We start from the raw sequence: 25902 nt of genomic DNA, 5'->3' as shown, positions 1-25902 counted from the left end.
CCAGTCAGCCTCTAAGGCTCATAATCTTCCAGCCATTTTCTTTCGCAATGTTTTCAAGCGTCGGATCCGGGTCTACCGCTACCGGATTTGCGACTTTGCGCAGTAAGGGGGCATCGTTGTGGGAGTCGCTATAGAACCAGGCGCCCTCGAGACTTTCTCCAGTTGATTCCAGCCAGTCATTCAGGCGGGCTACCTTCCCGTCCTGGAAGCTGGGAATACCTGCAACCTCCCCCGTATAGCGCCCATTGACCATCTCTGGCTCAGTGGCAATCAGGTGATCAATGTCCAGCAGCTTAGCCACTGGCTCGGTAACGAACCGGTTGGTTGCAGTGATGATCATCAAGGTATGGCCATCGGCCCGATGGCTATCCAGCAATGCCTTGGCTTTTTCGAGCATCATAGGCTGGATTTTCTTCGCCATAAACTGTTCGCGCCAGGCCAGCAGCTGTTCCGTGTCATGCTGTGCAAGAGGCTGAAGGGCAAAGCTCAGGTAGCGCATGATGTCCAGCTCGCCATTCAGATACTCCTCATAGAAGCGGTCGTTTGCCAGCCGGTATTCCTCCGCATCCACAATCGACTCTTCTACCAGGAATTCCCCCCAGGCATGGTCGCTGTCTCCGGCGAGCAGGGTGTTATCGAGATCAAAAATCGCGAGCGTCAACTTGGATACCTCCGGCAAAAACGACGACTGTCACAGGCGCAACAGTCTAGCATGACGCGCCGCCGTCGGCTTCGTTTGCCGAAGCCTTGGGATTCTGTAAGAATGAGAGCAACTTGGATAAATCCGGCCGGTGAATTTTTAATCCGGCCAACCGACTTTTAAGAGGACTGTGCCGTGATCGATTCGGACGGTTTCAGACCCAACGTCGGAATCATTCTGGCCAATCACAGGGGGGAAGTCCTCTGGGCAAGGCGAATAGGGCAGGACTCCTGGCAGTTCCCTCAAGGTGGTATCAAGCACGACGAATCACCGGAAGAGGCCCTTTACAGGGAACTGGCGGAGGAAATTGGTCTCGGTACAGGCGATGTGGAAATCATCAGCTGTACCCGTGGCTGGCTGAGATACCGCCTCCCTCGCAGGATGGTGCGCCACAATTCGCACCCGGTCTGCGTGGGACAAAAACAGAAATGGTTCCTGCTGAGGATGCTTTCGCCGGACGCGCAGGTGCGCGTAGACGGCACGGACTCGCCGGAATTCGACGGCTGGCAGTGGGTTAGCTACTGGTACCCGCTTGGGCAGGTCGTCTCGTTCAAACGCGAGGTCTATCGACGTGCGCTGCGAGAGCTCGCGCCGCGGCTGTTTTACGACATGGAACAGTGGCGCCAGAGCGAGCCTTCCCGACGCGCGAAGGACACACAGAAATGACGGATTGAACCCGCCATGCTGAGCATACTGCGAAGTCTTGTACAAGAGGTAAACAGTGCCCGCGATTTGCAGGAGGCGCTGGATGTCATTGTTTCGCGGGTGCAGAAAGCCATGGATACCGAGGTTTGCTCGGTTTACCTGCTTGACCCAGCCACAAATCGCTACATATTAATGGCCACGGAAGGCTTGTACCAGCAAGCAGTAGGGCAGGTCAGCCTGGCTTATTCCGAGGGCCTGATTGGTCTGGTTGGCTCCCGGGAGGAGCCTATCAACCTTGAAGATGCTCCATCCCACCCCCGCTATCGTTACTTTCCTGAGACTGGCGAAGAGCGTTTCCGCTCGTTCCTGGGTGTTCCCATCATTCACCATCGCCGGGTTCTTGGTGTTCTTGTTGTTCAGCAACGGGAAAGTTCGCGCTGCTTTGACGAGGGTGAAGAAGCCTTCCTGGTTACCGTTTCGGCTCAATTGGCCGGTGTTATCGCCCACAGCGAGGCAACGGGCGCCATCAGCGGTCTTTCCCTGACCGGTGAAGAAGCGACTGATGTCAGTTTCAGTGGTGTGCCTGGTGCGCCGGGCGTTGCCATTGGCAAGGGCGTGGTGGTGTACCCAGCCGCCGACCTGGATGTTGTACCTGAGAAACCCACCGATGATGTTGAGCTGGAACTGTCGCTGTTTGAAGGCGCGGTAACAGCAGTTCGGGAAGACATTGAGCGGGTAGCGGCCCGGCTTGCTTCCCAGCTTCGGCCGGAAGAACAGGCTCTGTTCGATGTCTATTTGCGTATGCTGGGCGATGACGCAATGCCAGGTGAGGTAGGCAACCGGATCAAAGAAGGTTTCTGGGCCCAGGGCGCACTGAAACAGGTGGTTCAACAGTACGTTCGTCACTTTGAAATGATGGACGACCACTACCTGCAGGAGCGGGCTGTAGACATCAGGGATCTCGGCCGCCGTTTGTTGTCCCACTTGCAGGAAGGTGAGCAGAAGGACACGGTCTATCCTGAGAACACGGTCCTGGTCAGTGAAGAACTGACACCGGCCATGCTCGGGGAAGTGCCCAAGGGGCAACTGGTCGGTTTGGTGTCGGTCAAGGGCTCCAGCAACTCCCACGTTGCCATCCTGGCTCGTGCCATGGGTGTGCCCACGGTCATGGGTCTGGTAGATATTCCCGTCAACCAACTGGATGGCAAGGACCTGATTGTTGATGGCTTTGAAGGGCAGATTTTTGCGTCACCCTCCACGGACCTGAGGAACTTCTACCAGGAAATCTGTGACGAGGAAGACGAGTTGATCAAAGGGCTGGAAGCCCTGCGGGATCTGCCTTGCGAAACCACCGATAACCACCGGGTGTCGCTGTTGGTGAATACCGGTCTGATGACCGATGTGGTGCGTTCTTTGAGCCATGGTGCCGAAGGTATCGGTCTGTACCGAACCGAGGTGCCGTTCATGATCAAGGACCGATTCCCGTCGGAACAGGAACAACGCGAATATTACCGCGAGCAACTGGAAGCCTTTGCGCCGAATCCTGTCACCATGCGTACGCTGGACATCGGCGGCGATAAGGCGCTGACGTACTTCCCGATCCAGGAAGAGAACCCGTTTCTGGGCTGGCGCGGTATCCGGGTAACCCTGGATCACCCGGAGATATTCCTGGTTCAGGTGCGGGCGATGCTCAAGGCGAGTGAGGGCCTGAACAATCTGCAGATCATGCTGCCGATGATCAGCAATATTTCAGAAGTGGAAGAGTCCCTCCACCTGATTTATCGGGTTTATCATGAGGTCAGGGAGGAGGGTTACAATATCCATATGCCCAAGGTCGGGGTAATGGTGGAGATTCCGGCGGCGGTGTATCAGATTCGCGAACTGGCGGATCGCGTGGATTTCCTATCTGTGGGCTCAAACGACCTGACCCAGTACCTGCTAGCGGTGGATCGCAACAACCCCAGGGTCGCGCAGCTGTACCATTCCTATCATCCCGCCGTGTTACAGGCGCTGGTACGCGTGGCCCAGGACGCCCATGCGGTCGGCAAGCCTGTCGGTATCTGCGGCGAGTTGGCGGGTGACCCTGGCGGCGCGCTGCTGTTGATGGCGATGGGCTACGATTCCCTGTCCATGAATGCGGCCAGCCTGCCGAAGGTCAAGTCCGTTATCCGTAGCGTAAGCCGTGAGTGGTCTGCGCAATTGCTGGAGGATGTTCTGCTGCTGGATTCTCCCCACGTAATTAAAAGCTGTGTGGACTTGGCGTTGCGCAATGCCGGATTTGGTCGCTACCTGCGGCCCGGCAAGACTGGTGCCATTGCCCATGCCGAAAGGGCGCTTTCGTGAAGGCGTATGGCCAATTGGTCCTATATAGGGTGTGTACTCTAAAACTGGCTGCTAGTGTTAGTTGCAATGGCCAACCGCACCCGCATGGGGATATTGAATGACCGCAACCACAACAGCGATTAAGCCCGAACCTCGCATCGGCCTTGCCCTTGGCGGCGGTGGCCCGCTGGGTGGTATATACGAAATCGGGGCGTTGCGCGCACTGGATGAGGCGCTGGATGGTCTTGATTTCAATAATATTGATGTGTACGTGGGAGTGAACGCGGGCTCTTTTGTTGCGGCCAATCTGGCCAACCAGATGACCACGGCCCAGTTGTGCCGGATTTTTGTGCGCAATGAAGCGGAAGTACACCCATTCCATACGGAAGTGTTTTATCGCCCGGCGTTCCGGGAACTGGGCAGTCGCTTGCTGGCGGTTCCGGGCTTGGTGACGACGGCTGTGCGACGGTTCGTGAATAACCCTTATGACCAGAGCTTGCTGGAAGCGCTGACGATCCTTGCGCAGGCTGCGCCTGCGGGTCTTTTTGACAATGAAGGCTTGCATGAATATTTGCAGCGGGCCTTTACCATGCTTGGCCGCACCAACGATTTCCGTCAGCTCAAGCGCAGTCTGTACATCGTTGCGGCGGATGTGGAAAGCACCGAGGCGGTTTGTTTCGGTGCCCCTGGTTTTGATCATGTACCCATATCAAAGGCGATTCAGGCGAGTACATCGTCTCCGGGCATCTATGTTCCGGTCACCATTGATGGTCGCTACTACGTGGATGGCACCCTGAGAAAGGGGCTGCATGCGTCCGTGGCGTTTGAGGACGGTGCGGATCTGGTCTTTGCGGTCAATCCACAGGTTCCTATCGATGCGAGTTCAGCCGTGCGGGCCGGCACCATGGGGCCGGGGGAGCTGACCCGGTCCGGTATGCCCAACTTGCTGTCACAGATGTTCCGTACCATGGTTTACTCGCGGATGCAGTCGGGCATCGCGCAGTACACCCGGGATTACCCGGATAAAGATATCCTGCTTTTTGAGCCCACCCGTGACGATGCCAAGCTGTTCTTCTCCAATGTGTTCAGTTTCCAATCCCGCCGAATGGTGTGTGAGCATGCCTACCAGATGACGCGGCGTGACCTGCTGAACCGCGCGGATGAGCTGGAGCCGAAACTTGCGAAGTACGGTATTCGTTTGCGTCGGGATCGCCTGGAAGATGAGCAGCGTACGATCAGTACCAGTCTGTACGGCGAGATGCTTCCACTCTATGTGGCGAAAGGCCGTAAGAAACGAGCCCAGAAAGGAAAGCTGGCAACCGGCTTTGATAATGTGTCGGAGCTGTTCAGCAAAGCTCAGTAGAGGGCGTGATTCGGTGCTGTGGAAGGAGATAAGAGGGGGCGCGAAGAACGCGCGCCCCGATAGGGTACATTCGGGCCTTCCAGCCCTTGCAGGTCACAGGATATAGCGGCTCAGATCTTCATCCTCAGCCAACTCACCCAGTTTTTCATCCACAAACGTCGCCGTCACCTCGAAGCTGTCGGTAACCTGATCGCCTGCCTCGTAAGACAGACTCTCCAACAGTCGTTCCAGCACCGTATGTAGGCGTCTTGCACCGATATTTTCCGTGGTCTCGTTGACCTTATAGGCGACCTCTGCAATACGGGCGATGGCGTCCTCTGTGAAGGTCAATTTGACACCCTCTGTGTCCATCAGGGCTTCGTACTGCTGTACCAGGGAGGCGTCCGGCTCCGTGAGGATGCGCTTGAAATCATCCGGGGTCAGTGCCTGCAGCTCAACGCGGATCGGCAGTCTGCCCTGTAATTCCGGGATCAGGTCAGACGGCTTCGACAGGTGAAACGCGCCGGACGCGATAAACAGGATGTGGTCCGTTCGCACGGAACCATACTTGGTGCTGACGGTGCTGCCTTCGATCAGGGGCAGCAGATCCCGTTGTACACCTTCCCGTGATACGTCCGATGAAGTGTTCTCGGAGCGCTTGGCCACCTTGTCGATTTCGTCGATGAAGACGATGCCATTCTGCTCGACGGTCTGGATGGCTTTCTGCTTGATTTCCTCTTCATTGACCAGCTTGGCGGCTTCCTCGTCGCGAACGTGCTTCATGGCGTCAGCGACCTTCATCTTGCGGGTCTTGCGCTTATCAGAGGACATGCTCGAGAACATATTCTGTAGCTGGCTGGTCATCTCCTCCATGCCGGGAGGTGCCATGATTTCAACGCCGGCGCCGCTGTTACTCAGGTCGATTTCGATTTCCTTGTCGTCCAGCTCGCCCTCACGCAGTTTCTTGCGGAACAGCTGGCGGGTGGAAGAGTCTTCGGTTTTCTGGCTGTCTTCCTTGAAGTCCCGGGGCGGCGGAATCAGGGCGTCCAGAATACGTTCCTCGGCGGCATCCATAGCGCGATGCTCGTGGCGTTTCATTTCCTTCTCGCGCAGCATCTTGATGGCCATGTCCGCCAGATCACGGATAATGGACTCGACGTCCCGGCCCACGTAGCCCACTTCGGTAAACTTGGTCGCTTCCACTTTCAGAAATGGAGCGTCCGCCAATTTGGCGAGACGGCGTGCGATTTCGGTTTTGCCAACACCGGTGGGGCCGATCATGAGGATGTTTTTTGGTGTGATCTCCTCGCGCAGACCACTGTCCAGCTGCATCCTGCGCCAGCGATTGCGCAGGGCGATGGCCACGGAACGTTTGGCCTCTTCCTGGCCCACGATGTGTTTGTTGAGCTCGTGGACAATCTCACGGGGGGTCATTGCAGACATGCTAGCTCCGGATCAATCGTTGGCTGAGAGTACTTCGAGGGTGCGATTGTGGTTGGTGTAGATGCAGATGTCGGCCGCGATATCCAGGCCCTTCTCCACAATCTCGTTGGCTTTCAGGTCGGTGTTTTCCAGCAGGGCTCTTGCGGAAGCCTGTGCAAACGGACCGCCGGAGCCGATCGCGATCAACCCCTGTTCTGGTTCGATAACATCGCCGTTGCCAGTGATGATAAGCGATGCGGTTTTATCCGCGACGGCCAGCAAGGCTTCCAGGCGGCGAAGGGCCCGGTCGGTTCGCCAGTCTTTGGCCAGCTCGACAGCAGCGCGCGTAAGGTTGCCCTGGTGTTTCTCAAGCTGGGCTTCAAAGCGCTCGAACAGGGTGAATGCGTCGGCGGTACCACCCGCAAAACCGGCCAGCACCTTGTCATTATAGAGCCGGCGAACCTTGCGGGCATTGCCCTTCATTACGGTATTGCCGAGGGAGACCTGGCCGTCGCCACCCATGGCAACTTCATCGTCACGCCTGACAGAGAGTATGGTAGTCATTCTGGCTCCATTTGCCTGATAGAAAACGGTATCCAGCAGTTATGGAGGCGAGGGGGAGGTTTTCAAGGGCGGGAGGAAAGAGAGTCAGGAGGGCATCTCAGCCCTCCTTGGGAATCTTCCTGACCAGAGGCTGAATGTTGAGGTCGACCAGTTTGTCGATAACCGCATTCATCTGGCTGCGAGAGGTGAAGGGGCCTACATTGACGCGGTACCAGGTGCTTCCGCTGTCGAGGTCAATGCGTTTGACCTGGGCACGGAGGCCCTGGAATGCGATTTCGGCCCGCTGCCTCTCCGCATCTTGCTGTTGTCGGAAAGACCCCGTCTGCACCAGGTAATCAAACGTTTGCTGTCCTGGCCCTGGGGTATACTCCTCAACCTCGGGAGGAACCACCTCCGAGTCAGGAAGCATGTCGTAAAAGCGAAAGCCGGGTTTTTCTTTTGCGGCGGTTTCCGGAGGCTTTTCCTTTACCGCAGGCGTTTCGGCTGTTGTGGTTTTTTCACCCTGGCGAGGCTCGGATGTAGGAAGTGCGTTGAGATAGGCAATAAAGCCGATAAAACCACCCACAGCTGCCAGTGACAGAATCCACTTCAATGACAAGCCGCCCCGCTGTGACTTGGCGGCAGCAGGGCGTTTTGGGGGCTGCTTCTGCTTACGCGCAGGCCTTGCGGATTTTGTTGATGTTGCCGGCTTGCTGGCCGGTCTGGATTTGCGGGCATAGTCTCGGGACATGGCCGGGTTAGTTCCTGTTGCGTGCCTGAATATTCAGATCATGAAGCCTGACTTGCTACATTTCGTCGGGAGCGCTCACGCCAAGCAGATCAAGACCATTGGCGATCACCTGCCGAACCGCAAGATACAGGGAAACGCGAGCGTCCCGGACAGCGGTATCCTCGATCAGAACTTTGTGGGCGTTGTAGTAGGTGTGGAACTGCCCGGCAAGATCCCTGAGATAGTGCGTCAGGTGATGTGGTTCTCTCAGTTTGGCTGAGCTTTCTATCAGCTCGGGGTACTTGGCCAGCTGGTTAGCGAGATCCTTTTCCTCGTCGAGTGTCAGCAAGGACAGATCTCCCACGCATTCGTTCAGGCCGCGTTCAACCCCTTCTTCTTTCAGCTTTCTGAGCACGCTGCAGATGCGTGCATGGGCATACTGAATGTAATAGACCGGGTTTTCATTGGTCTGGGAGCGGGCCAGATCGATATCGAAGGTCAACTGGGAGTCGACTCTGCGGGCCGCAAGGAAGAAGCGGGTGGCGTCGCGGCCCACTTCGTCGATCAGGTCACGGACCGTCACGTAGCTGCCCGCGCGCTTGGAAATCTTCACTTCCTGTCCAGACCTGGTCACCATCACCATCTGGTGAAGCACATAGTCCGGCCACTCCTTTGGGATGTTAGCGTTCAGCGCTTGCAGACCGGCACGAACCCGCGTGACGGTAGAGTGGTGGTCGGCACCCTGCTCATTGATAACCGTGGTGAAGCCCCGTTGCCACTTGTCCAGATGGTAGGCCACGTCTGGCAGGAAATAGGTGTAGCCGCCATCTTTCTTGCGCATCACGCGGTCTTTATCGTCACCGAATTCGGTGGTTTTCAGCCACATAGCGCCGTCGTGTTCGTAGGTATAGCCATTTTCCTGCAGGCGTTCGACAGCTTCCTCTACCTTGCCATCTTCATACAGCGATGACTCAAGGAAGTACACGTCGAATTCCACGCCAAAGGCTTTCAGATCCAGGTCCTGCTCACGACGCAGGTAGGCAACGGCAAATTCCTGGATGGCTTGTTGATCGTCCGGATCGGCTTTACCGGTGACTTCCCGGTCGTCCGCGATAACGGTTTCGCCGGCGAGATAGGCGTTGGCCACATCGGTGATGTAGTCACCGCGGTAGCCATCGGCAGGCCAGTTTTCGTCTTCCGGTGTTAGTCCTTTCACCCGTGATTGCACTGAAAGCGCCAGATTGTTGATCTGCGCGCCCGCATCATTGTAGTAAAACTCGCGGGTGACTTGGTAACCATTGGCTTCCAGCAGGCGGCTCAGGCAGTCACCAATCGCCGCACCACGGCCATGACCCACGTGCAAGGGGCCGGTTGGGTTGGCAGAGACAAATTCCACCTGGACCTTCTTGCCTTCGCCGTTGTTGTTGCGGCCGTATTGCCCGGCGTCGTCGAGTATGGTGTTGACCACTTCAAAGGCGCTGGCAGTACTCATGAAAAAGTTGATAAATCCGGGGCCCGCAATTTCAACCTTCTCGACAGCGTTGCTGTTCGGTAGCCGTTCGACCAATGCTTCTGCCAGCTTTCGTGGCGGGCAACCGGCAGCCTTCGATGCCACCAGGGCAATATTGCAGGCGTAATCACCATGGGATTTGTCCTTGGTGTTGCCTACCTGTGCTGTAAAGGTCTGATCTGCGGGCAAAGTGCCTTCAGATTGCAGGGTCGCCAGCGCAGACTGGAGAAGTTCGGATACGGTCTCTTTCATGCTGTCGGATGACTCGGGTTGCAAGAGAATGGAAGAACGGCGGAAGCGTCCCGCCGGAGATGTCGAAGGACGCTATTATCGCGGAAAGGTGCGGGCGACTCAAATTACGCTGTTCGAGGCCAGTTGCGTTCCCCCCAGGCGCGCAGTGCTCCCGATGCTGCAGGGTGTGTTGGTGCTGCTTCAGTCTCCTTGGAAAGGAAGGATCACCGTATTATTGGCGCTCATGAAGCTTATACGGAGGTTGATGCTGTCGTAGGAGCCCAAGCCGTTATAGCGGCCATTGCGTTCGGACGGCGATGAGGTGGGTATGGCCCCACAGTTGGTGGCTTCAAACGTGACGTCAAAGACGTTGACGCTTGAGGACTGGATTGAAATCTGCCCATCAAAAACACAGCCTGTTGAATCCGATCCGGTAAGGCCGCCTTGGCTTCCTATCGTGAAACTCGTAGTTTGATCAAGGGAGAGGTAGGAGTCAGACAGGATGTCCAGCGAGATTGACTCATTGCTCAGATCGACCAGCCTCATCAGGGCTGCGCTGCCATTGTATTCCCCGCTGATGCTGTAGCTGAGGCTTTGCGGGTCTTCCACGATGCCGTTGAGGCTGCCCTCGGCCCGATTCCACTGGTCAGTGTAGAACAGGTTGGCTGCACTTCCGCTGAATTGGGCGCCTTCAGAGTCTGCTTCAACATTACCAAACACGGAATTAACCGAGTTGATGGCCGTCACAAAACGACCAGAGCCGCTTATCCAGGTAATAGCTTCATCGGAACCGCCATTGTTAGAATCAATGTCGGTTAAATAGACGCCAGGTCTGAGACCGGTGTCGCCGCCATCATTGGCGCTTCCCAGGCTGTCCGAAGAACCGTTGGTGCCATCAACCAGTGGGGTAGACCAGGGGCCTCCCTCAGTCAGTGCCGTGGGATCGCTTCCGTCAGCGAGTGGCTGGGAGCTCTCGCCGCCACCACAGGCTGTGATCAAAAGGCAGGCCGCAAAAAGCGGTAAGCGTGTACTGAGTACCATCCCTGACATTTGAAGCTCCAATTTCTTTGTGTCGTTTTTATTGCGCGTCGACGTTTTGTTCGCCGTGCCCATGCTGACTCTGCCCAGTGTAATACATGAATACTAGCAGGCTTCGATGGCCAAGAAATGCTCGGGCCATTGGCAGGTTGTAAAATATTGCAAAAAGGCCCTCTTTGTCACAGTTCTGGTGGGTCACCCGGTTTCTAGCGGATCAACGTCGATTGCCCATTTAATGTCGGCGGGAAGTTTCATCAGGTCGAGTTCCTGGCAAAGCGCTGCCAGTTGACGGTTAAGCCGAATTCGGTTGCTTGAAACCAAAATCAGTTGGGCCCGGTGACGATCAGCCCTGCGCGCGATCAGTGCAGGCAATGGCCCCCAAGACTCAATGCCGCAGTCTGATGCCTTTGATTTCATGCCATCAAGTAGTTTGAGGCTCGATGCCATGATGTTTGACTCGGCTCGAAGTATGGCCATTGCCCGATAGGGCGGGAGTTGGCTGGTTTCTCGTTCGGCAAGCAATTGGTCAGCAACAGGGAGATAGTAGCCCGCGGCTAATGATCGCAGCAGTGGGTGGTCGCTATGGCAGGTCTGCACCAGTACTTCCCCTGATTTTTCACCACGTCCGGCTCGCCCGCTCACTTGCAGTAGGGTCTGGATCAACTGTTCGGGGGCGCGAAAGTCCACGCTGAATAGCCCGCCATCAGCATTAACAACAACGACGAGCGTAACGTTTGGGAAGTCGTGTCCCTTGGCCAGCATCTGTGTGCCCACCAGTATGCAGGGGTTGCCGCTGTTCACTGTGTCGAGAATACCTTGAATGCTGCCTTTGCGTTGAGTGCTGTCCCGATCTACCCGCACGACGGGGGCGTCCGGAAACTGTGTTGCCAATACATCTTCGCTTCTTTCAGTGCCTTGGCCGACTGGCTTGAATGACTCGCTGCTGCATTTTGGGCAGTGGTCTGTCGCAGCGGTCTGGAAGTCGCAATGGTGGCAGCGCATGGCACGGTCGCGGCGATGATAGGTAAGGCGGGTGTCGCAGCGGGGGCATTCAACCATGTGGCCGCAGTCGAAACACATCATGACTGGAGCAAACCCCCTGCGATTCACAAACACCAAAGCCTGCTGTCCGGCGTTCAGGCATTTCTCGATAGCGCGCATCGCAGGTCGTGAGAGGCCACCCTCCAGAGGTCGGCTACGAATGTCCAGTAACTTGATCGTCGGTAGTTTGGCATTGCCTGCACGCTCCTCAAGTCGAACCAGAGTGTATTTGCCGGTAAGGGCGTTGTGGTAGGACTCCATAGAGGGGGTTGCGGAGCCAAGAATGACGGGGCAATCATTGAGGTGTGCACGATAGACTGCGGTGTCCCTGCCGGAATAGCGGAATCCTTCCCCCTGTTTATAGGAACTGTCGTGTTCCTCATCCACGATGATGGTTTTCAGGTCGGTGAAGGGGAGCAATACAGCCGAGCGGGTACCGATCAGAATGACTGGCTCGCCATTGCGGATTCTCAGCCAGGTTGAAAGCCGTTCGCTGTCTTTTAGTGCCGAGTGCCATACCGCGATGCGTGACCCGAAATAGTGTTGGAAGCGGGCTACGGTCTGCGGCGTCAGGTTGATCTCAGGTACCAGAACGAGCGCCTGGTGCTTGTCGTCCAGGTGAGTCTTGAGGTAGTGGAGATAAAGCTCGGTTTTGCCGCTGCCTGTGATACCGAACAGGAGTGCCGTCGTGAAGCCGTCATCAGACGATGGAAGTTGGTCAGCAGCTTCTTGTTGGGCCGGAGACAGCACGGGGATACGATTCCGGGTTTCCTCCGATGCACCACTTGGTGAGGGTGGCGTGGTCTCGGCGATCAGCTCTTTTTCCTGAAGGCTCCGGATTTGCGACTGTGTGAAACCAGCGCGCACAATCTGTTTGCTGCCCGCGCCCCCGGGCTGGCGCTTCAGCCAGGCCAGCAGTTCTCTCTGTCGCGTTGCATTACCGGGCAGCAGCGCAGGATCGCCGCAGGCTTGCCAATAAGGTTCGGCATGCTCCACGGCAGGCCTGCCGCGACGCAGCGCGGGCGGCAGTGCGGTAAAAAGGCATTCACCGAGCGGGTGCTGATAGTAATCCGACGCCCAGCTGAGTAGGCGGAAGGTTTCCGGGGGCAGTGCAGGCCATGCCTCGCTGGCTGATCGGACCGGCTTGAGAGTGATGCTCTCTGGCGGTCGGGCGTCAGTCTCGACCACCAGACCGGTGGCCGATTGCCTGCCGAAGGGGACGGTGACTCGTTGGCCCTTTTGTAATGTCAGGTGGTCTGGTACCAGGTAGTCGAACAGCCGCCGGAGAGGGCGATTCAATGCTATACGCGCAGTTCGGGGCACATCTGGCTCCATGGCGATAAAGGTGTCACGGTATCTGCCTATCCTTTAAAAGGGCTGCAATCCGGCGTGTCCCGTGTCGGGCGGGATGATAAGACGGTCCGGGGCTTGCCTGATACCGCATTTGCAAGTAAGATTCGCGGTCTGTTTCCGGCAGGGCATGATTGTGCCCCGTCTTGTCAATTGATTCAAACATGCGGTGCCCGACACCCGGATTGTTTAGCAACGCGGACAATCCCGTGATCTGGTAGCGGCATGACCGATAGAGGTTCGCCATGAAAGAAGGTATTCACCCCAAGTATGCCGAAATTACCGCTACCTGTTCCTGCGGTAATGTTCTCAAGACCCGCTCTACGTTTACTCAGGACCTGACTCTGGATGTATGCTCCCAGTGTCACCCTTTCTACACCGGTAAGCAGAAAGTGATGGACACCGGCGGCCGTATCGACCGTTTCCAGAAGCGTTTCGGTGGTCGCATCGGTGGCAAGAAAGCCTGATCCGAATGTTGATAGTGAAAAAGCGCCTTGCGAGGCGCTTTTTTTGTATCTGCAGGCTCGCCCTGGAGGGCGCGCCTGTTGTGAATGCATACGCAAAAAGCCGTATTGACTGATTAACAAGTGGCCAATCTGGCCTTGTCTGATGCAGCCCTTCGCGCCATAATGTCGCGCTCCGCTGGGCAAGGCCCGGTGGCTTATTACCTCTTAAACGTGACAAACGGAACAGTGGCAATGTCTCAAGATCTGAAAGAAGCAGCCCTTGAATACCACGCCAAGCCGCGGCCTGGTAAGCTGAGTGTTGAAATCACCAAGCCCACCAAGACCTCCCGCGACCTTTCCCTGGCGTACAGCCCCGGGGTTGCCGAGCCGGTCCGCGAGATCGCGAAGGACCCCGAGAACGCATACAAATACACCGCCAAGGGTAATCTGGTAGCCGTGATTTCAGACGGCACTGCAATCCTTGGTCTGGGTAATCTGGGTCCGCTGGCGAGCAAGCCGGTTATGGAAGGCAAAGGCGTACTGTTCAAACGCTTTGCTGGGATTGATGTGTTCGATATCGAGGTCAATTCCGAAAGCCCCCAGGCATTTATAGAAACGGTTGAACGTATTGCCGACACCTTCGGCGGTATCAACCTTGAAGACATCAAGGCTCCCGAGTGCTTCGAAATTGAGCGCGCGTTGATCGAAAAGTGCAGTGTACCCATCTTCCATGATGATCAGCACGGCACGGCCATCGTAACCGCTGCAGGCATGATTAACGCCCTGGAGTTGCAGGGCAAGAAAATCGATGAGGCCAAAGTGGTCTGCCTCGGAGCAGGCGCAGCGGCTATCGCTTGCATGAAGCTGCTGATCAGCTGTGGCGTTCGGTCCGAAAACATCTACATGCTGGACCGCAAGGGCGTGATTCATTCCGGTCGCGAGGACCTGAACCAGTACAAGGCGATGTTTGCCAACGACACGGACAAGCGCACGCTTGATGATGCGATGGACGGCGCGGATGTATTTCTCGGGCTTTCCGGCCCGGATTTGCTGAGCGCGGACCAGCTTAAGCTGATGGCTCCGAATCCGATTGTGTTTGCCTGCTCCAACCCGGACCCTGAGATCAGCCCTGAAGTGGCGCTGGCTACCCGTGATGACCTGATCATGGCTACGGGCCGCTCAGACTACCCGAATCAGGTGAATAACGTGCTTGGCTTCCCGTTCATCTTCCGTGGTGCTCTGGACGTGAGGGCGACCGCAATCAACGAAGAAATGAAAGTGGCGGCTGTTCACGCGATTCGCGAGTTGGCGAAAGAGCCGGTTCCGCAGGAAATTTGTGAAGCCTATGACGTTGCAAGTTTCGAGTTTGGCCGGGAGTACATCATTCCCAAGCCGATGGACGTGCGCCTGCTGGAAGTTGTTCCGGCGGCAGTCGCTCGCGCGGCGGTTGACTCGGGCGTTGCCCGTAACGGCTACCCGGCCCATTACCCGCTGAAATCAATGGACGATATCATCTGATATAGCCCATTGATTTCGGGAAATAAAAAACCGGCGACTGTTAAGTCGCCGGTTTTTTTGTGGCCGCGAGACTTTTTCGCCCCGCTTGCCTGGTGTCAGAATATCTGTCTCGACAGGTCATCGCTACTGCCATTGTTGCCGCCGGCCGATGACTCATCCTGAGGATCTAACGGCGGCGGGGCATCCTCTTCACGGAATATTTCGAACATGGCACCTTCTTGCCCCGGCCTTGCTCGCCGGCCTGTTTCCGGGTCGATGCGGATGTTAACGATGCCATTGGGTCTTGCCATCAATGACGGCGGTTCGCCCTCTAGTGCCACTTTCATGTAATCAAGCCAGACGGGCAGGGCAGTGCTGGCGCCGAACTCTCGGCGGCCAAGAGGTTGTGGTTGATCAAAGCCAACCCATACTGTGGTGGCTACGTCATGGTTGAAGCCGCCGAACCAGGTGTCCCTCTGTTCATTGGTGGTGCCGGTTTTGCCGCTGATATCATCCCGTCCCAGGGCCTGAGCGCGTCGGCCGGTGCCTCGTCTGATTACATCCCGCATCATGGAATGCAGGATGTATACCGAGCGTTCATCGGCCAGACGCCTGGCAATGCGAACTTCTTTCTCGTCGTCGGAGTTGTTCTCCTGTTTCTCTGTGCAGTTTTCATCGCAGAGTGTGACGTCTGGCGCTTCGAAGATTGTTTCGTTGTTGATATCCGAGATCTGGCTAATGAGGTAGGGCTCGACGTCGTAGCCGCCGTTGGCGATCACCGCGAACCCTCGGGCCAGGTCCATCGGTGTCAGAAGTCCGCTGCCCAGCGAGAGTGACAGATCTTTTTGCATGTCCTCCGTGGGGATCTGAAGCTGCTCAAGGTAGTCTATGGTGTTCTGGATGCCCAGGTCCCGAAGCAAGCGTACTGACACCAGGTTGCGGGACCGATACAGGGCTTCTCGCAGGCGAGTAGGGCCGTAAAACTGTCCTGATGAATTCTGTGGGCGCCATGTGGTCTCTAATTCGGAGTCGTCAAACACAATAGGTGCGTCGTTGTAGATGGTTGCGGGTGTCATGCCGCTTTCAAGTGCGCTCAGATACAGGAATGGCTTGAAGGTTGAGCCCGGCTGCCTCCTCGCCTGGGTGGCGCGATTGTATTTGTTCTGGCTGAAACTGTATCCGCCAGCGAGTGCTTCAATGGCGCCGGTTTGTGCGTCAAGGGAGATCAGTGCGCCCTGTACTGCAGGTACCTGCGAGAGGGCAACGCGCCGGACTTCGGCGATATCCAGGGCTTTCTGTTCATCGTTTTGCTTCTGGGTGTCGGATTCACCTGGCTGCTCAGGGGTCATCACTACCATGGGCTTTACGTAAACGATGTCACCCGCAGCGACTACGTCGGACGGCTTTTCTGGTTCGGACCCTGTCAGGTTTTCGGTTTTGTATCGTTTGGCCCAAGTCATTGTGGAGAATGCCATGACGGACTCGCCAAGCTGACGGGCGTAAAGATCAACTTCACTGTCTTTGTCTCTTACTCGGGTTACAACTGCCGGCACGAGTTCGGCCACGCGGGGATAATTTGCCATCAGATTTGTGAGGTTGTCCGGTTCCAGTTGCTCTTCATCCACTTGTCCAATGGGGCCGCGGAAACCGTGGCGCCGGTCGTATGCTTCCAATCCTGCTCTTAGGGCTCTCGTCGCTTCCTGTTGCTTCTCGCTTTCAACGGTCAGTTTGACTTCATAGCCGTCGGTGTAGGCGGCATCGCCGAATCGCCTGACCAGTTCAGCTCGGGCCATTTCCGCAACGTGGTCGGCATCAACCTCAGTGGACGGGGCGTTAAAGCTTGCGGTCAGGGGGGCGTTGGCTGCCAGCTCATAGGCGTCACTGGTGATGTATTGGAGGTCGCGCATGCGTCCCAGTATCCAGTTACGACGAATCTGTGCTCGTTCGGGGTTTGCCAGAGGGTTGTAGGCGGAGGGAGCCTTGGGCAGCCCGGCAAGCATGGCCATTTCTGCCAGAGAAAGCTCGGTCACGGGTTTGTCGTAATACACCTGGGCGGCGGCAGCAATACCATAGGCGCGATTGCCCAGGTAAATCTTGTTGAGGTAGAGCTCCATGATGCGGTTTTTGTCCAGTTCACGCTCGATCTGAAGAGCCAGAAGTATCTCGTTGAACTTGCGAATAAACGTCCGATCGCGTGACAAAAAGTAATTTTTTGCAACCTGCATTGTGATGGTACTGCCCCCGGACTGGATCTCGCCGGTGGAGATCAGTTCGATGGCAGCCCGCATCAGGCCTTTAAAGTCGACCCCAAAGTGTTCGTAAAAACGGGCGTCTTCGGCTGCCATAAAGGCATGTAACTGAATTGTAGGGATCTGTTCTATTGTGACCGGTGCCCTTCTCTTTTCACCGAATTCTGCTATTAATTTGTCGTCTGCGCTGTAGACCCTCAAGGGGGTCTGCAACTTGATGTCCAGGAGTTGCTCCACAGGAGGCAAACCAGGGCGGAGATAAAGATAAAATCCTGACGCCACGATTGTGGCGAGACTGAGTCCAGTGAGAAATAGCCATGCAAACAGGCGAGATGTACGCAACAAATGAGACATTTTTTTCTGACAACTGTTGGATATAGGTCTATCATTTGAGAAATTGCTTTAGGAAGGGCTAGCCGCTTCCCGGGTGCAATGCTTCTCAATTAAAGAAGAACGAGCATTGTAGACGGAAAACTAAAGAAATTCTCTTAAATAAAAAACACATATGAAAGAACTCCGTCGGGAGTTTTCATAACCCGGTGCATGTAACCAGGTATAGGGTGAGCGCGTGTTCGGATTGTTAGGAAAGAAATCCAGTTCGGTGCTGGGCGTGGATATCAGTTCCAGCTCGGTCAAACTACTGGAACTATCGAAGCAGGGCGACCGCTATAAGGTCGAGAGCTACGCAGTTGAGCCACTACCGGCCAATGCTGTGGTAGAGAAAAACATCACGGATGTCGAGGCGGTGGGCGAGGTGCTCAAGCGTGTCGCATCCAAATCACGTACGAGCGTCAAGCAGGTGGCTGTGGCGGTCTCTGGTTCCGCCGTTATTACCAAGCTGATCCAGATGGACAGTGGTCTCAACGAGTTTGAGATGGAAGATCAGATAACGCTTGAGGCCGATCAGTATATCCCCTATCCGCTGGATGAAGTGGCGATCGACTTCGAGGTTCAGGGGCCGTCTGAGACCAACCCGGACCAGGTCGATGTACTTCTTGCGGCGTGCCGGAAAGAAAACGTCGATATTCGGGAAGACGCTCTAGAGATTGGGTCTTTGACCACCAAGATCGTGGACGTCGAGGCCTATGCACTTGAGCGCGCATACGCACTCATTGAGTCTCAGCTTGATTCCCAGGGTGAAGAACTCGTTGTGGCGATCGTCGATATCGGCGCCACCATGACCACACTGAGCGTGTTGGCGGAAGGCAAGACGGTTTACACTCGCGAGCAGATTTTCGGGGGGAAGCAACTCACCGAAGAAATTCAGCGTCGTTATGGTTTATCCCTTGAAGAAGCCGGCCTGGCCAAGAAACAGGGCGGTCTTCCGGACGACTACGATTCCGAAGTTCTGACGCCTTTCCGCGAAGCGGTAGTTCAGCAGGTCGCAAGGGCGCTGCAGTTCTTCTTCGGCGCAAGCCAGTACAATGCGGTTGACTACGTGGTCCTGGCAGGTGGCACGGCATTTATTCAGGGGCTGACAGAGATGGTCGAGGAAAAAACAGGCACACCAACGCTGGTCGCAAATCCTTTCGCGGACATGGCGGTGGGGTCAAGAGTGAATGCGTCTTCGCTGAGCAATGATGCACCTTCGCTCATGATCGCCTGCGGGCTGGCAATGAGGAGCTTTGACTGATGGCAAAGATTAACCTCAGACCCTGGCGCGAAGAACTCCGGGCGGAGAAGCAGAAGCAGTTTGTGGTGATGATTCTGGGCGCGGCTTTTATAGCTGTCGGCCTGACTTTTCTCTGGAAAACCGATATGGACAACCGTATCGCCTACCAGGAATCCAGAAACGCCTATATCGAAACCGCAACCAAGCAGCTGGATAAGCAGATTAAAGAGATCGAGGATTTGAAGCGCAAGCGGGACGAGCTGCTGTCGCGCATGCAGGTCATTCAGGATCTCCAGGGCAAGCGCCCGGTTATCGTGCGGGTTTTTGACGAACTGGTCCGCACCCTGCCAGATGGACTTTTTTACACGAGCCTCAAAAAGACCGGAGACACTGTGGGTATCGTTGGTATGTCGGAGTCCAATAGCCGAATTTCCGCCCTTATGAGACGTTTTGAAGAGTCCGACTGGTTCACTAACCCTAACCTGTCAAACGTGTCTGCCGCCGATAACCGTCGTGCTGGTTACAGCCAGTTCAACCTGTCGGTGCAGCAACAAACACCAGAGCCCGAAGGGGAGGACAAATAATGAGCCTCGCGGACTCACTCAAGAACCTCAATGAATTTGATATCAATGATCTGGACGTCAACAATGCCGGTATTTGGCCCGCCCCGATCAAGGCAATCGTAGCGCTTATCATTTTTGGCCTGATACTGGGTGGTGGTTACTGGTTCTTTGTCAAAGATCAGTATGCCCAGCTTGACCGTGTCGAAAAGACCGAGCAGGAGCTTCGGAAGCGCTACGAAGACAAGGCTTATCAGGTGGCTAACCTCGAAGTATTCAAGGCGCAAATGGAGGAAATGGAAGAGACCTTCGGCGCGCTTGTGCGTCAACTCCCGAGTGAAACCGAAGTGCCTGGCCTGCTGGAGGATATTACCAATACGGCGTTGGGTAGCGGCCTTTCGCTCCAGGAAGTCAAGTTGCAGGGGGAGCAGCGGCGTGATTTCTACGCGGAGCTTCCGATCAACATCCGGGTATCGGGTTCGTATCACGAATTGGCGACGTTCGTCAGCAGTGTGGCGAGCCTGCCGCGGATTGTGACGTTGCATGACCTAACGATAACACCAACAGGCGGTGATGGAGAGCAGCTGAATATGCAGGTTCTTGCACGTACCTACCGCTACCGGGCTGGAGAATGAGCATGGCGCGACAGCATGCGGCAAAAGCCTGGATGGGTATTTGTCTGGTATCTTTTCTGACGGCGTGTTCTCAGGGAAGTGGCTTTTCCGATCTCGATAAGTTTATGGCAGATACCCGGGCCAAACCTCGGGGGCATGTTGAACCCTTACCGGAGTTCAAGGCTTACGAGGCGTTCAGTTATTCGGCAGCGGATCGTAGAGCACCTTTCGAGCCGCCTATTGATGTGCAGCTCACCATGGTTGATCAGGAACCCGAAAGCGATATCGAGCCGGACCTTGATCGGCCGAGAGAGGTTCTTGAGAACTTTGATCTGAAGGGGCTCTCCATGGTCGGTACTTTGAGTGACGCATCCGGAAATCTGTTTGCCCTTATAAAGGATGACACGGGCGGCATCCACAGAGTGCGCACTGGAAACTACATGGGGCAGAATTATGGCCGGATTATTGGTGTCAATGAAACCCGGATCGAGCTAATTGAAATCGTTCCCAATGGCCGGGGCGGATGGGTCGAGCGTCCACGCTCGCTGTCGCTGGATGAGAATGAGGGCTAAGGAGCGGCATTATGATTATTGAAAGAAACATGCATGAACAAAAAAGTTTGGGGTCGAGGCTAGCGATGTTCAGAAAACTCAATGTATACGTCGGCGTGATTGCTTTTGGGTTGTTATCCGGCCTGGCCAATGCGGTCACGCTGGAAGACGTGTCGTTTTCGTCGCTGTCCGGGGATCGGGTCGAGGTGACGCTGTCGTTTGACGGCCAGCCACCAGAACCGACCGGGTATACGATCGAGCGACCTGCGAGGATCGCAGTGGACCTGCGGGACACGAACAGCGGCCTCGACAGTCGCAACATCTCGCTCGGGGGCGGTAACGCCCAGAGCATGACGGTTGTCGAAACCAAGGATCGCACTCGCCTGATCTTCAACCTGGCAGAGCTGGCTCCCTATGAGACGGTGCGTACCCAGAACAGCCTGGTCGTCACAATCGGCAGTCAGGGTAGTGGTGTCGCAGCGTCAGGCTCGACTTCTTCCTCTACACCGATGACTACCGCATCGGGCGGACAGTCGGTCTCATCGGCAGGCAACGACCTGGCGGGAGTCGATTTTAGGCGTGGGCAGAATGGCGAAGGACGCGTGATCGTGGATCTGGGTAGTGCCAATGCATCCGTGGATCTGTCCGAGCTCGGGGGCAAGATTCGCTTGACGATGGACGGTACCAGTGTGCCGGATAATCTTCGTCGCCGCCTTGATGTTACCGATTTCGCGACACCGGTAACCCGGGTTGATACCTACATGGAAGATGGTAATGCGGTTGTGGAAATTCGTCCGGAAGGCAACTACGACTACATTGCCTACCAGTCCGGTTCGCAGTTTACCGTTAGCGTGGAAAGGCTGACAGAAGAGGAAGCTGAGTCTCGTCGAGAGGAGAAGTTCCCGTACACCGGCGACAAGCTCTCTCTCAACTTCCAGGACATCGAAGTTCGTTCGGTATTGCAGTTGATTGCCGACTTTACTGGTCTGAACCTTGTTGCCAGCGATACGGTCAGTGGCAGCATCACGCTGCGTTTGCAGAATGTGCCCTGGGACCAGGCTCTGGACCTGATCCTTAAGACAAAGGGATTGGACAAGCGCCAGATTGGTAACGTACTGCTGGTTGCGCCGGCTGACGAAATTGCCGCCCGTGAGAAGCTTGAGCTGGAGACGTCCAAGCAGATCGCTGAGCTTGCGCCGGTTCGTCTGGATATCATTCAGGTGAATTATGCCAAAGCTGCAGACGTTGTTGCGCTGATCGAGGCGGATGAAGAATTGATCTCTTCCCGGGGATTCGTATCTTCGGATGCGCGTACCAATACCATCAGTGTTCGTGAAACCTCGGAAAAGCTCGACGAAATTCGTCGTCTGGTTTCGACGTGGGACGTTCCGGTTCGTCAGGTTTCCATTGAGGCCCGAATTGTAAGGGCGCAAACCAACGTTGCTGAAAACCTCGGCGTTCGTTGGGGCGGTGCCGCCTATGATGTCAGGGGCGATGGTAGTGTTATCTCTGTCGGTGGCTCTCAGGGGGCTGTTGGCGAGGCTCGTGATGCGGCCAATGGCAATAACAATACCATTACTTTCCCTGGTGCTCTGGCAGTTGATCTTGGTGTCTCAGGGCAAGGCGCATCCTCTTTCGCTATTGGTTGGGGTAGTGACGACTTCCTTGTGGATCTAGAGCTTTCCGCCCTGGAAAGTGACGGGCAGGCAGAAGTTGTCTCCCAACCTCGTGTGGTGACTGCTGATCGCCAGACTGCAAAAATCAAGTCTGGTGAGGAGATTCCTTACCAAGAGGCTGCTTCCAGCGGCGCGACTTCCGTATCGTTCAAGGAAGCGGCACTGTCGCTTGAAGTAACCCCTCAGATTACCCCGGATGACAAAATCATTATGGATCTGGTGGTTAATCAGGACTCTCGTGGCGAAGTAACCGCCGGTATTCCGGCTATCAACACTAATGAGGTAACGACGCAGGTGTTGGTTGGAAATGGCGAAACTGTGGTCTTGGGGGGTATTTTCCAATCAGAAGTAGCGACCACCACGACCAAGACGCCTTTCTTGGGTGATATTCCTTATCTTGGCCGACTCTTCAAGCGCACCGAGCATATCGATGAGCGTAGCGAACTGTTGATCTTCATCACACCGAAGATCATCAAGAGCGACCTGATTCAGTAATCGGGTTGCATCCGACAAAAAAACCGCCGTGTTCCGCACGGCGGTTTTTTTGTCGGTTCATTTCCTGAAACTTATGGAAAACGTTACCCTGTGATATTCTCACGCGCCGGAATGTAGATGAGCGGAAGTTATGTCCTTGCCAAAACGAGTTGTCCTGGTCGGCCCAATGGGTGCGGGAAAAAGCACAATTGGTCGCATGCTGGCCAAAGAGCTGGGCTATCGCTTTCTCGATTCCGATCGGATTATTGAAGAGCGGTGCGGCGCCAATATTCCCTGGATCTTCGACGTAGAAGGGGAAGACGGCTTTCGGCATCGTGAAACGGCCATGTTGGCTGAACTGTCGGAATATCCACAGACAGTGTTGGCGACGGGCGGTGGCGCGGTGATGAAAGAAGAGAATCACGCGCATCTTAAACGCGATTCCGTCGTGGTGTACCTGAAAACCTCGATTGAGCAGCAAGTTGAAAGAACGAGGCGGGATCGCAATCGTCCCCTGTTGCAGAATGACGACCCCGAGGCGGTCCTTAGAAATCTGTTTGCCGTGCGGGACCCTATCTATTCGCTCTTGGCCGATGTCGTCATGTTTACTGACCGCAAGAGCCCCAGACTGGTCGTACGGCAATTGGTGAACCGGATTAATCCGAGGACACCTCGCCACAAAAGGCAAATACGTAAGGAAGGCAGAAATCATGCGTGACTCACTGCGGGAGTTGACGGTTGAGCTGGGCGATCGAAGTTACCCAATCGTTATCGGTCAGGGGCTGCTGGGTAGCTATGATCTGAGTCCCTTTGTCTCTGGTTCACAAGTCATGATCGTCACCAACGAAACGGTTGCGCCCTTGTATCTTGAGTCAGCCCGAGCCTGTTTCCCTGGAAAGCAGGTAGATACGGTTGTGCTTCCAGACGGTGAAAAATACAAGGATTGGCAGACGCTAAACCGTATCTTCGACGGTTTGCTGGAGAAGCGTCACTCCCGCAAAACCACGCTGGTTGCTTTGGGGGGTGGCGTGGTTGGGGATATGACCGGGTTTGCCGCCGCTTCCTACCAGCGTGGTGTCTCTTTTATCCAGATCCCGACGACATTGTTGTCGCAGGTGGACTCCTCGGTCGGAGGAAAGACCGGTATCAATCACCCGTTGGGCAAGAATATGATCGGTGCGTTCCACCAACCGGAAGTTGTACTGATCGATACCGACAGTCTGAGGAGCCTTTCTCCAAGGGAGGTGTCTGCTGGCCTTGCGGAAGTTATCAAGTATGGCCTGATTCGGGACACCGATTTTCTGGCCTGGCTTGAGAAAGAAATTACGTCGCTCATTGATCTGAAAACAACAGCCTTGGTGGAAGCTATCTATCGCTCATGCGCCTGCAAGGCGGACGTTGTAGCAAAAGATGAAAGAGAAGGTGGTTTACGGGCAATACTCAACCTTGGGCACACGTTTGGTCATGCCATTGAGACCTTCGCTGGATACGGCAACTGGCTGCACGGCGAGGCTGTTGGTACTGGCATGATGATGGCTGCGGATCTTTCCTTGCGCCAGGGCATGATAACCGAAGAGGATCGTGCCAGGGTTGTGCGCATTATCGAGAGAGCCAAGCTTCCGGCGTTTGCACCCACGGGGATGTCTCCCGATGATTTTCTGCGATTGATGGCAGTCGACAAGAAGAATGTGGATGGTTCGTTACGCTTGGTCCTCCTTCGCAGGCTCGGGGATGCTGTGGTGACGGATGCGGTGGATAGGCGAGAACTGGATGCCACGCTTCGGGGCTTTTGTAGAGAAGTCTGAACAGGTATTGATCTGGGATAAAGCAGGGAATGACGGTGAATGACGAAGGGCTCAACAGTCATGACGGTGGCGGCCTGTTTCCGCGGCTCCAGGAGCGTTATGGGTTAAGGGCCGATCCGTTGGATATGGAAACACCCTTCTTTCCGGATGCCTCCCGCCACCACGCCCTGGAAACGCTTCGCCACCTCTGTGGCTTTGGTGACCTCGCTTTGCTTCTCACTGGTGATGCTGGGGCGGGCAAAAGCCGGTTGCTCGCGGAACTGGTGAGGAGCGAATCCTCCCGTCTCGATTTTCATCGAGTGTCGGCCGCCGCACTGACGAGTACGCAGGCGCTGTCACGGGCGCTGCTCGGTATTGCACATAAAGGGTTGAACCCCGGCGAAGGTGCGCGTGACGCCATTTACGGCTTTTTCCGATGGTCTGAAAGTAGGGCTCGGAAGGGGCAGCGTATGGTCCTGCTGATCGATGATGCGGACCGTGCACCCGCCGAGCTGCTGAGATTGTTGTTTTCTGCCTTTGAGGCTGCAGACCGCTCTGCGGCGGCGGTTCCCGTGTTCAGTGGCAGCGGGCGATTGATCGAGATGCTTGGGTTGTCAGGGGACGGTGCCGGGGTGCATCAGATTCACCTTCGCCCACTGACAAAAGACGAAGTCGCTGCGTACCTGGAGCCCCGAGTTCACCGCGCTGGTGGCAGTGCCAAGGACTTGCTGTCGCCAGGGAAGTTGTCACAGTTGCACAGTTTGAGCCAGGGGAGCTTTTCCCGTCTCAAGCGAGTGACACCAGCTGTATGGCTGGATATGGTGTCGACTGAAAATGGCGCCAAACGGACGTTTTCGGTGCCGATTAACCTGCGTTGGCCTGCGCTGGCTTTGGTTATGCTTGCTGGTTCCTGGTGGCTAGTATCGCAGCAATATGATGATTCTGTCGCACGGGAGCAGTCAGAACCTGAGCCTGAAGTCTTACGCAAGAGCATCACCATTGGCCCTGACAATCCGGATATTGAGCCGATTGATACCGGCGAAGGATTGCCAGAGCCGGCCGCCGAGCCAGAGTTGCCTCTGACGGACGAGCCTGATCAGCCTGTGCCAGAGCCAGAGCCAGAGCCAGAGCCAGAGCCAGAGCCAGAGCCCGGTTTCTCTCCCTCCCGTCCATCTGCATTTATGGATCTTGAGAGCGTAAGGGCGCGTGAAGGCTGGACAGTTCAATTGATTGCCGGGAACCAGGAACAAACGGTGCTGAATCTGATGGATCGGTACGCGTCCGTTTCCGGTATACTCTACACCTATACCCAGAGGCAGGGGCAGGACTGGTTTGTTGGCTTCTACGGCGAGTTTTCCTCGCGTGATGAGGCCCGAAAAGCCGTTGAGCGTCTCCCTCAGGCCCTGCGGGACCAGTCTCCCTGGATCAGGCAATCACGCGATTTTTGATTGTCGGTGCCTGCCTTATTTTCGTATTTTATTCTATAAAAACAATAACCTGAGCCTTTGTTTCATGGTGTGTGCTGTCTAGCGCAGTACGCGTATTGAACGTGCTTGCCCCCTAAA

The 25902-nt window shown here is 55.7% G+C and carries 21 protein-coding genes; 13 read left to right on the top strand and 8 right to left on the bottom strand.

Annotated elements, in window-relative coordinates; all coding sequences use genetic code 11:
• Positions 1 to 4 precede the first annotated feature (4 nt).
• On the bottom strand, positions 5 to 661 hold the full coding sequence (locus R1T46_RS21005) for an HAD family hydrolase (RefSeq protein ID WP_273624408.1): 657 nt from the start codon (positions 659 to 661) through the stop codon (positions 5 to 7).
• A 174-nt stretch (positions 662 to 835) separates the two neighbouring features.
• On the opposite strand from R1T46_RS21005, the gene R1T46_RS21000 reads away from it, so the two are divergent.
• The 3 genes from R1T46_RS21000 (at position 836) to R1T46_RS20990 (ending at position 5030) form a co-directional block, all read left to right on the top strand.
• Positions 836 to 1366: an RNA pyrophosphohydrolase gene (locus R1T46_RS21000; RefSeq protein ID WP_091643469.1), complete on the top strand. Its 531-nt coding sequence runs from the start codon at positions 836 to 838 to the stop codon at positions 1364 to 1366.
• A 15-nt stretch (positions 1367 to 1381) separates the two neighbouring features.
• Positions 1382 to 3688: a phosphoenolpyruvate--protein phosphotransferase gene (gene ptsP / locus R1T46_RS20995; RefSeq protein ID WP_317306930.1), complete on the top strand. Its 2307-nt coding sequence runs from the start codon at positions 1382 to 1384 to the stop codon at positions 3686 to 3688.
• 97 nt (positions 3689 to 3785) lie between these two features.
• Positions 3786 to 5030: a patatin-like phospholipase family protein gene (locus tag R1T46_RS20990; protein ID WP_317306929.1), complete on the top strand. Its 1245-nt coding sequence runs from the start codon at positions 3786 to 3788 to the stop codon at positions 5028 to 5030.
• A gap of 93 nt (positions 5031 to 5123) precedes the next feature.
• Here R1T46_RS20990 and hslU read toward each other — a convergent pair whose 3' ends face one another.
• The 6 genes from hslU to R1T46_RS20960 all read right to left on the bottom strand — a co-directional run bounded on the left by hslU (position 5124) and on the right by R1T46_RS20960 (position 12859).
• Positions 5124 to 6452, bottom strand: coding sequence for an ATP-dependent protease ATPase subunit HslU (gene hslU, locus R1T46_RS20985; protein ID WP_317306928.1), 1329 nt, complete (start codon positions 6450 to 6452; stop codon positions 5124 to 5126).
• A gap of 12 nt (positions 6453 to 6464) precedes the next feature.
• Complete coding sequence (gene hslV, locus R1T46_RS20980; RefSeq protein WP_007154624.1) at positions 6465 to 6995, bottom strand: ATP-dependent protease subunit HslV; 531 nt, start codon at positions 6993 to 6995, stop codon at positions 6465 to 6467.
• Positions 6996 to 7092: 97 nt separating this feature from the next.
• Positions 7093 to 7725 (bottom strand): SPOR domain-containing protein, encoded by a 633-nt coding sequence (locus R1T46_RS20975; protein ID WP_317306927.1) that lies wholly within the window; start codon positions 7723 to 7725, stop codon positions 7093 to 7095.
• Between the two features lie 55 nt (positions 7726 to 7780).
• A complete protein-coding gene (gene argS, locus R1T46_RS20970) occupies positions 7781 to 9466 on the bottom strand; it encodes an arginine--tRNA ligase (protein WP_317306926.1) in 1686 nt (561 codons plus the stop codon).
• Positions 9467 to 9646: 180 nt separating this feature from the next.
• Positions 9647 to 10495, bottom strand: a complete 849-nt coding sequence (locus tag R1T46_RS20965) for a hypothetical protein (RefSeq protein WP_317306925.1) — start codon at positions 10493 to 10495, stop codon at positions 9647 to 9649.
• A 183-nt stretch (positions 10496 to 10678) separates the two neighbouring features.
• The gene (locus R1T46_RS20960) at positions 10679 to 12859 is read right to left on the bottom strand and encodes a primosomal protein N' (RefSeq protein ID WP_317306924.1); all 2181 of its coding nucleotides are present in this window, start codon (positions 12857 to 12859) and stop codon (positions 10679 to 10681) included.
• A gap of 260 nt (positions 12860 to 13119) precedes the next feature.
• Between R1T46_RS20960 and rpmE the strand changes: the two genes are divergently transcribed.
• Both rpmE and R1T46_RS20950 read left to right on the top strand, forming a co-directional pair.
• On the top strand, positions 13120 to 13341 hold the full coding sequence (rpmE, locus tag R1T46_RS20955) for a 50S ribosomal protein L31 (RefSeq protein WP_007154619.1): 222 nt from the start codon (positions 13120 to 13122) through the stop codon (positions 13339 to 13341).
• A 231-nt stretch (positions 13342 to 13572) separates the two neighbouring features.
• On the top strand, positions 13573 to 14838 hold the full coding sequence (locus R1T46_RS20950) for a malic enzyme-like NAD(P)-binding protein (protein ID WP_317306923.1): 1266 nt from the start codon (positions 13573 to 13575) through the stop codon (positions 14836 to 14838).
• Between the two features lie 95 nt (positions 14839 to 14933).
• Here R1T46_RS20950 and R1T46_RS20945 read toward each other — a convergent pair whose 3' ends face one another.
• The gene (locus tag R1T46_RS20945; protein ID WP_317306922.1) at positions 14934 to 17420 is read right to left on the bottom strand and encodes a penicillin-binding protein 1A; all 2487 of its coding nucleotides are present in this window, start codon (positions 17418 to 17420) and stop codon (positions 14934 to 14936) included.
• A gap of 214 nt (positions 17421 to 17634) precedes the next feature.
• Between R1T46_RS20945 and R1T46_RS20940 the strand changes: the two genes are divergently transcribed.
• The 8 genes from R1T46_RS20940 (at position 17635) to R1T46_RS20905 (ending at position 25785) form a co-directional block, all read left to right on the top strand.
• The gene (locus R1T46_RS20940) at positions 17635 to 18699 is read left to right on the top strand and encodes a pilus assembly protein PilM (protein ID WP_317306921.1); all 1065 of its coding nucleotides are present in this window, start codon (positions 17635 to 17637) and stop codon (positions 18697 to 18699) included.
• Positions 18699 to 19262: a PilN domain-containing protein gene (locus R1T46_RS20935; protein ID WP_317306920.1), complete on the top strand. Its 564-nt coding sequence runs from the start codon at positions 18699 to 18701 to the stop codon at positions 19260 to 19262. Before R1T46_RS20940 ends, R1T46_RS20935 begins: the two co-directional genes overlap by 1 nt.
• Positions 19262 to 19873, top strand: coding sequence for a type 4a pilus biogenesis protein PilO (locus tag R1T46_RS20930; RefSeq protein WP_007154614.1), 612 nt, complete (start codon positions 19262 to 19264; stop codon positions 19871 to 19873). Before R1T46_RS20935 ends, R1T46_RS20930 begins: the two co-directional genes overlap by 1 nt.
• Positions 19874 to 19875: 2 nt before the next feature.
• The gene (locus tag R1T46_RS20925; RefSeq protein ID WP_317306919.1) at positions 19876 to 20424 is read left to right on the top strand and encodes a pilus assembly protein PilP; all 549 of its coding nucleotides are present in this window, start codon (positions 19876 to 19878) and stop codon (positions 20422 to 20424) included.
• 65 nt (positions 20425 to 20489) lie between these two features.
• The gene (gene pilQ / locus R1T46_RS20920; RefSeq protein ID WP_317308347.1) at positions 20490 to 22574 is read left to right on the top strand and encodes a type IV pilus secretin PilQ; all 2085 of its coding nucleotides are present in this window, start codon (positions 20490 to 20492) and stop codon (positions 22572 to 22574) included.
• Between the two features lie 130 nt (positions 22575 to 22704).
• On the top strand, positions 22705 to 23271 hold the full coding sequence (gene aroK / locus R1T46_RS20915) for a shikimate kinase AroK (RefSeq protein WP_036203590.1): 567 nt from the start codon (positions 22705 to 22707) through the stop codon (positions 23269 to 23271).
• A complete protein-coding gene (gene aroB, locus R1T46_RS20910; RefSeq protein ID WP_278366461.1) occupies positions 23264 to 24358 on the top strand; it encodes a 3-dehydroquinate synthase in 1095 nt (364 codons plus the stop codon). Before aroK ends, aroB begins: the two co-directional genes overlap by 8 nt.
• Before the next feature lie 29 nt (positions 24359 to 24387).
• Complete coding sequence (locus R1T46_RS20905; protein WP_317306918.1) at positions 24388 to 25785, top strand: AAA family ATPase; 1398 nt, start codon at positions 24388 to 24390, stop codon at positions 25783 to 25785.
• Positions 25786 to 25902: the final 117 nt, after the last annotated feature.

This window comes from Marinobacter salarius (assembly GCF_032922745.1).
In the GTDB taxonomy this organism is placed as follows: Bacteria; Pseudomonadota; Gammaproteobacteria; order Pseudomonadales; family Oleiphilaceae; genus Marinobacter.
The sequence above is the reverse complement of the archived record's forward strand: the minus strand, read 5'-3'. Positions and strand labels throughout refer to the sequence as shown.

Coding starts and splice junctions, on each gene's coding strand:
- ptsP (WP_317306930.1), top strand. CDS start 1,382: ATGCTGAGCATACTGCGAAGTCTTGTACAAGAGGTAAACAGTGCCCGC.
- R1T46_RS20990 (WP_317306929.1), top strand. CDS start 3,786: ATGACCGCAACCACAACAGCGATTAAGCCCGAACCTCGCATCGGCCTT.
- hslU (WP_317306928.1), bottom strand. CDS start 6,452: ATGTCTGCAATGACCCCCCGTGAGATTGTCCACGAGCTCAACAAACAC.
- hslV (WP_007154624.1), bottom strand. CDS start 6,995: ATGACTACCATACTCTCTGTCAGGCGTGACGATGAAGTTGCCATGGGT.
- R1T46_RS20975 (WP_317306927.1), bottom strand. CDS start 7,725: ATGTCCCGAGACTATGCCCGCAAATCCAGACCGGCCAGCAAGCCGGCA.
- argS (WP_317306926.1), bottom strand. CDS start 9,466: ATGAAAGAGACCGTATCCGAACTTCTCCAGTCTGCGCTGGCGACCCTG.
- R1T46_RS20965 (WP_317306925.1), bottom strand. CDS start 10,495: ATGTCAGGGATGGTACTCAGTACACGCTTACCGCTTTTTGCGGCCTGC.
- R1T46_RS20960 (WP_317306924.1), bottom strand. CDS start 12,859: ATGGAGCCAGATGTGCCCCGAACTGCGCGTATAGCATTGAATCGCCCT.
- rpmE (WP_007154619.1), top strand. CDS start 13,120: ATGAAAGAAGGTATTCACCCCAAGTATGCCGAAATTACCGCTACCTGT.
- R1T46_RS20950 (WP_317306923.1), top strand. CDS start 13,573: ATGTCTCAAGATCTGAAAGAAGCAGCCCTTGAATACCACGCCAAGCCG.
- R1T46_RS20945 (WP_317306922.1), bottom strand. CDS start 17,420: ATGTCTCATTTGTTGCGTACATCTCGCCTGTTTGCATGGCTATTTCTC.
- R1T46_RS20935 (WP_317306920.1), top strand. CDS start 18,699: ATGGCAAAGATTAACCTCAGACCCTGGCGCGAAGAACTCCGGGCGGAG.
- R1T46_RS20930 (WP_007154614.1), top strand. CDS start 19,262: ATGAGCCTCGCGGACTCACTCAAGAACCTCAATGAATTTGATATCAAT.
- R1T46_RS20925 (WP_317306919.1), top strand. CDS start 19,876: ATGGCGCGACAGCATGCGGCAAAAGCCTGGATGGGTATTTGTCTGGTA.
- pilQ (WP_317308347.1), top strand. CDS start 20,490: ATGTTCAGAAAACTCAATGTATACGTCGGCGTGATTGCTTTTGGGTTG.
- aroK (WP_036203590.1), top strand. CDS start 22,705: ATGTCCTTGCCAAAACGAGTTGTCCTGGTCGGCCCAATGGGTGCGGGA.
- aroB (WP_278366461.1), top strand. CDS start 23,264: ATGCGTGACTCACTGCGGGAGTTGACGGTTGAGCTGGGCGATCGAAGT.
- R1T46_RS20905 (WP_317306918.1), top strand. CDS start 24,388: ATGACGGTGAATGACGAAGGGCTCAACAGTCATGACGGTGGCGGCCTG.